Source organism: Enterobacter cloacae complex sp. IR5422, assembly GCF_049238165.1.
In the GTDB taxonomy this organism is placed as follows: Bacteria; Pseudomonadota; Gammaproteobacteria; order Enterobacterales; family Enterobacteriaceae; genus Enterobacter; species Enterobacter roggenkampii.
In genome coordinates this window covers 1-5,938 of sequence record NZ_JBMKHT010000091.1, presented here as the reverse complement: position 1 = coordinate 5,938, position 5,938 = coordinate 1, and the positions used below count along the sequence as shown (strand labels likewise).

The following is a 5,938-nucleotide window of genomic DNA, read 5'->3' as shown; positions in this document are numbered from 1 at the left end:
CGGGTCTGGCGGCGTTTACTGGAAAACTCACTGTCGGCAAAAGTCAGTTGCTGGCTCATCCGGTTACTCATTCTGGGTTCAGGTTACAACACGATGATCTCACATCTCGGACTTATTCGCACCTTCCCTAGGAACGTTGTTCAGTGAGGGTGGTCTACCTTTTCGTTTACTGAAGGAATCAGATAGTAGTTTTCAAACCGTATTTTCCCGGATCCTTAATCAGTATGAACAAGCTCAGATAGCAGGTTTTTCCATGCTTTCGCTGGTAAGAAACATTATAGAAAGATCTTCGCTTCCAGCTGTTTTTATTGAAGACACATCAGTAGAGCTCATCAGTCATATGGCAGAAAAACTCAGCTCATTGGTACTGATGTATAATCTAAGCGATGACTCTGAACCAGTAGCGCAGCTTGATAAAACGCATCCAAAATGGCGGGATGAATTCCCTATGCCACTTGATGATGAAACAGGCACCCGCTTTCTAAATGGATTGTTACGTACTGCATCTATAGAAACAAAACCCCGTTCACAAAAAAATAAATGTACCGGTTGTCAGTTCTTTTGGACAGAAAAATCGCCGGATCAAATACGTGCGATAGTTTCGTTACCAGATGAACTCTCTTTTCCAATTATTAGTGAACCTTCAACTACACGATTTGAACTTGCTATTTACGAAGGCATTAACGAAGTTGCAAGCCTTGGTGTAGTCTATGCCTCCCTCGAAAATTCGCATGCCAGAATTCGCATCCGTAAAAATGAATCACGATTTGTCAGACATGACCCTTCTGCGAGTTTATCGTTAGTTGCTCGGGCAGGCGGAATGAATGTTGGCGCAATAAAACTGGATGATAGCGAAATCGCCATTGGTGAGGTTCCACTTACTTTTGTTGCTGAAGGAGAACGATGGCTATTACAAGGGCAAGCTTCGTGCAATGTTCGTAACAGCGATGTTCTTATTGTTCTACCTCGAGAAAAGACAACTGTTTCAGGATATGAAACGACTTTGAATACAATTTCAGTCTTAGGCTTCGAAACACTCTCCGTAAAAGGTTGCCATGAATTAATTATTTCCGGAGATGAAATATATCGTATACGCACTGGAAAAGAACAGACTAACCCTGGTGGGGTTGAGTTTTATGGTAAAAGAGTAAATTGGGTATGCAACCCTACTGAAACATTCCTTGGGGTCCCTAAAGTCACCTCGAAAAATCCTGATGTAAAACATATCCAATTTAAACCTTATTTTAATAGTAAATCAATCGAAGAATGCCAGTTACAAGAGATGATGGGATCTCAATTTGTTTCCGTCAGGAATAGTGATAATGAGACGATACTCCGTCGAAAAATTGGAATATTACCGGCAGACTTTAATGTTCAGATTCATGGTGGCGATCAAGCTAATGAAGGTACCATTGTCATCTCAACGCAACATCCCTGCATGTCTGTCTTAAAAAATAAAACATTCGAGATTGCGCGAAAACGCACAGCAGGACGCACCGAGATATTACTCAAAGCCGAAGGCATCCCTCCCGCCTTTATCTCTCTGGAAATTTATCCTAATTTGGGGGCTGACTCAATTGAATTGACTTTGCCTTATCCTGCTAAAGGTTGTTTGGTTTTTGATGCAAATGGAGACCTTCTTGAAAAAAATATCACTTTGCATGATTTACTTGGTTCAAGAGCCTACTTGTTTGGTAAAAATGGTGAACCGACTCGATTTTCACTGGAATTACATCTACGCACTATAAATGGTCAACAGGCATGGCATGAATGGTTTTATACGGCAGGAGAACGCCCTATTGAACTCAATTTATACAGTCTAAGAGAGCATATTGAAAATTTGCTATCTCTTGAGTCAGGAATTGACCAAGTTGTGGATATGCGAATCAGAGGTGCTGGCGTAGCGATGAGCTGGCAGATTCGGCGCTACAAATACAGTTTGCGTTATGATTATGAAAAAGAAGTTCTCACCAGCCAGTCGACAAGCTATCGTGCCGGGCAACTCCCTTCTCCTGTCATCATGTTATTGAGCGAGCCAGAGCGAAAAGCAGTCTCGTTGTCATCGAGGCTAAGTGAGGGTGTACCTGTTGGTGAATATGAACTGAGTTCAATCGTTAGCAAAAACGGGCCTTGGCTAGTAGTCCCAAAGGAAGGTGATGAAATGGCGTTTCGTCCATGCTTCATTCGTGGCGAATCTTCCTTACATGGCGATGAAAGTAGCGTTCGTTCACTTCAGAAAGCCACCCAACTTTTTAATCCCCAGGCAAAAGTGAATACCATAACGCTGGTGCTTGATCAGATGGCTACCGATCCTGCGCACTCCGGTTGGCAGTTTATGCACAGTCTTTATGAACATTTTGGCTATCTTCCGCTGGCTACATTTGAAGTATGGCGAGCACTCGTACAACATCCAAGAGCGCTGGCGATGTCTCTCTTCAAATTTGAAATGTCCGCCGAGTATTTAAACCGCATTGAGAATGAATTCCCTGTTTTTTGGGAGTTCTTCCCTATATTAGAAATTAAATCCGCAGCAGAAACCTTCAAACGATTCCTGTCCCAAAAAGGGGCTCCAGATGAAGTTTTGGTAACACTGCTGAGTAAGATGTATCGACAATTAGGGATCGTATTTCCGACTTATGCCGATGAAGTTGAAAAATGGTTAAGTTATGGGAAATTCCCTCCTCCCATTCCAACATCCTTTGTCCGCGAGTGGTATCAGGAGCTTTTACGCGAACACAGTGAAGCTCGGTGGCCAGAATATGGCTGTAAGCGACTGCATAACTGGATGTCGTCACAAACAGATGTAGTGATAGATATTTATCCCGAGGCTGATTATCGCTATTCAGTTGCCTGGTTACCTGTTTTCGCGGCTGCAGTGGCAAGCGGTAAAACTTCCTTTGAAACTGTGTTTGAACACAAACCTGGCGCCGTATTTTTCCTGAGACAAGTTCGGGACTTCGATTCTCGCTGGTTCAAGGCCATATTCCAGTGCAGCCTTCTGCGTTATATTTCAAAAAATAAAAAGGATTAAAGATGACTACACGCTTTTTTTCGTCGCTTATTGAACAATCGTTGTCTCGCTCAACCGAAGCAACGCTCAGTATTATGGGGATCACAAACCCGAACTTACGCAAGCATCTCGCAGAGCAAATGGGTGCCGATTGTGGGAAATCAGGCTCATTTCTTGCCTCACCAGTATTCCAGCAAATGTTTGGCTGGAAAGAGTCAAATTATACAATGCGCAACCTGACCGAAGGTAAGGCATTACTGAGTAAAGCTGTTGTTGATTCACTAGATGATCATAACAACGGTCGTTACCGTTTTGGTGCAGACTGGAAACCCTTCACTCACCAGCTAGCCAGTTGGAAGGCTTTACTGGAAGATAAACATTCGGTAGTGGTGACAAGTGGTACGGGGTCAGGCAAAACGGAATGTTTTATGGTTCCTGTGCTGGAAGACCTCTACAGAGAATTACATGAAAATAGCAACAACCCACTTGTCGGCGTCAGGGCCCTTTTCCTCTACCCCCTCAATGCCCTAATTAATTCACAGCGGGAGCGCTTGGATGCGTGGACACGTGGATTTGGTACTGGGATCCGTTACTGTCTTTATAATGGCAATACAGAAAATCTTCACGCTTCGGTAAAAAGCGAGCAGGCAAAAAGGCCAAATGAAGTGCTTTCACGCGAAAAGATGCGTGAAGAACCCGCACCAATTCTGGTAACAAACGGCACGATGCTGGAATATATGATGGTCCGCCAGATTGATGCTCCAATTATTCAACAGTCTAAAGCACAAAAATCATTACGCTGGATAGTACTGGATGAAGCGCATACCTATGTCGGATCGCAGGCCGCTGAATTAGCTCTGCAGTTACGCCGCGTGATGACGGCCTTTGGAGTGACGCCAGACGATGTGCGTTTCGTGGCAACCTCTGCAACTATTGCCGGAAGCGATGCCGAAAAACAACTGAAAAAATTCCTCTCTGAATTATCCGGTATACCGCAGGAGCGCATCGATGTACTGGACGGAAGCCGGGTGATTCCGAAACTGGCATCGTGCAAACACGTTTATATCCCTTTAGAAGAAATTGAACAAATCCCTGATACGGACATGAAGGGCGTAAGCCTAGAGCGCTTTGAAGCTCTTACGCATTCACCTGAAGCACATTACTTGCGTGAGATGTTAGTTACTCAGCCGGATCCAATGAAGTTGGATACGATGACGAAGCGGTTGAATACGCTGACCAAGCAGAATTATAGCCAGCAGGAAGTACTTCGCTGGATCGACGTCTGCTCTGGCACACAACCTAATCCTAAAGATCCAGCATTCCTGAAGATAAGAGCGCATATTTTCCAGCGCAATACCCAGGGAGTATGGGCTTGTGTTGATAAAGAGTGCAGACAAAAGCATGGCACTCCGCTGGAAAAGGACTGGCCCTTTGGTTATGTGTATGTGAATCAACGGCAAAATTGTGAATGCGGGAGCCCGGTCTACGAACTGGCATTCTGCAATGAATGTAACGAACCGCATCTTCTGGCCCGGGATAAAAATGGCAAACTTGTCCAATGGGAAAATAAAGGTGGCGATGAATTCTCTTTGCAGGATGAGGTGAATGTTGAAAACGACGCTACTGAAGAAAAAGTTGAGAAAGAAAGTAGTTACCGCCCTCCACTTATTATTGCGGCAGAAAAGGCCAGTGAAACTGGTTATATTCTACAGCGACTCGATCGCAAGACTCGTCGTATTGGTGTAGTTAATAATGAAAGTATTGAACTGATTATTAACGATATTGAACAGGTATGTAGTGCCAGCAGCTGCGGCTACAGAGGCACGAGTGGAAAACAACCTTTCCGCCGCGCATTGTTGGGTGGACCGTTTTATGTCACCAATATTGTGCCAACCGTTCTGGAGTATTGTCAGGACTTTGTCAGCGAAGATGGAAAGGAAGGAGTGGGGCCTGATTCACTGCCAGGTAGAGGCCGCCGTCTCATTACCTTCACCGACAGCCGTCAGGGAACAGCGCGCATGGCGGTACGCATGCAGCAAGAAGCTGAACGCAGTCGCTTACGTGGCAGCGTAGTAGAAATATTGGGCTGGCATCAACGAACACAGACTTCCACCACACCAAATGCCAATACAGATCTTGAAAAGTTAGCAGCGTTGGCAAAACAGGCACGCGAACAGGCCGATGAATTTAGAAGCTGGGGATTACCTGAACAAGCGAAGCTGGCAGAAGTACAGGCCGAGCAGCTTGAACAAGCTTTTCAGGCTGCGACCGGAGGTAACGTAGCGACCATTCTCATTTCCCGAACCTGGACAGAAATAGTTAATGAGCTTAGAGAGAAAGCCGATATTAGCGGCCCTATTCTGCAATATAATCACTATCTGAAGCCTGAAATTTTCAACGAAAACGGCGGGCCGCTGAAGCTGTCGGAAATGTTGCTTTTCCGGGAGTTTATGCGTCGTCCTAAACGAACTAACAGCCTGGAAACGCAAGGGCTGGTGCGGGTTGGTTATCAGGGGCTAGAGAAGATTCATAAGATGCCGATGCATTGGCATGAGCAAGGGCTGACGCTGGATGACTGGAAAGATTTTCTTAAGGTTACTCTGGATCTGTACGTACGTGAAAGCAACTTCACACAACTGGACGATGAGTTAAAAAACTGGATTGGTAGTCGTTTTTCGTCAAAATTCGTCCGTAACCCGGAAACAAAAGATCCTGAAGATAATCAGAACAGACGCTGGCCACAAATTCGTAATGGCAATTTGTCCCATCGTTTGGTGAAGTTATTAATGCTTGGTGCGGGATTAAGGAAGTTGCGATTAAGTGGTCCGCAGCTCCCGATATGACGCCCCAAACCGTCCTTTATCGACGTCCTGTGGCTCAATTTTCCAATTTTCAGCCCAAAATCGTCTCTTCGTGGCTGATTTTGGC

At 45.1% G+C, this 5,938-nt stretch carries 2 pseudogenes; both read left to right on the top strand.

Features of this window, described 5'->3' with window-relative positions:
- Positions 1-127: 127 nt before the first annotated feature.
- Positions 128-3,031: pseudogene (locus tag ACOTXT_RS22100) on the top strand (STY4851/ECs_5259 family protein); the annotation flags it as partial.
- Positions 3,032-3,033: 2 nt separating this feature from the next.
- Positions 3,034-5,817, top strand: a pseudogene (locus ACOTXT_RS22095) (DEAD/DEAH box helicase); the annotation flags it as partial.
- Positions 5,818-5,938 lie beyond the last annotated feature (121 nt).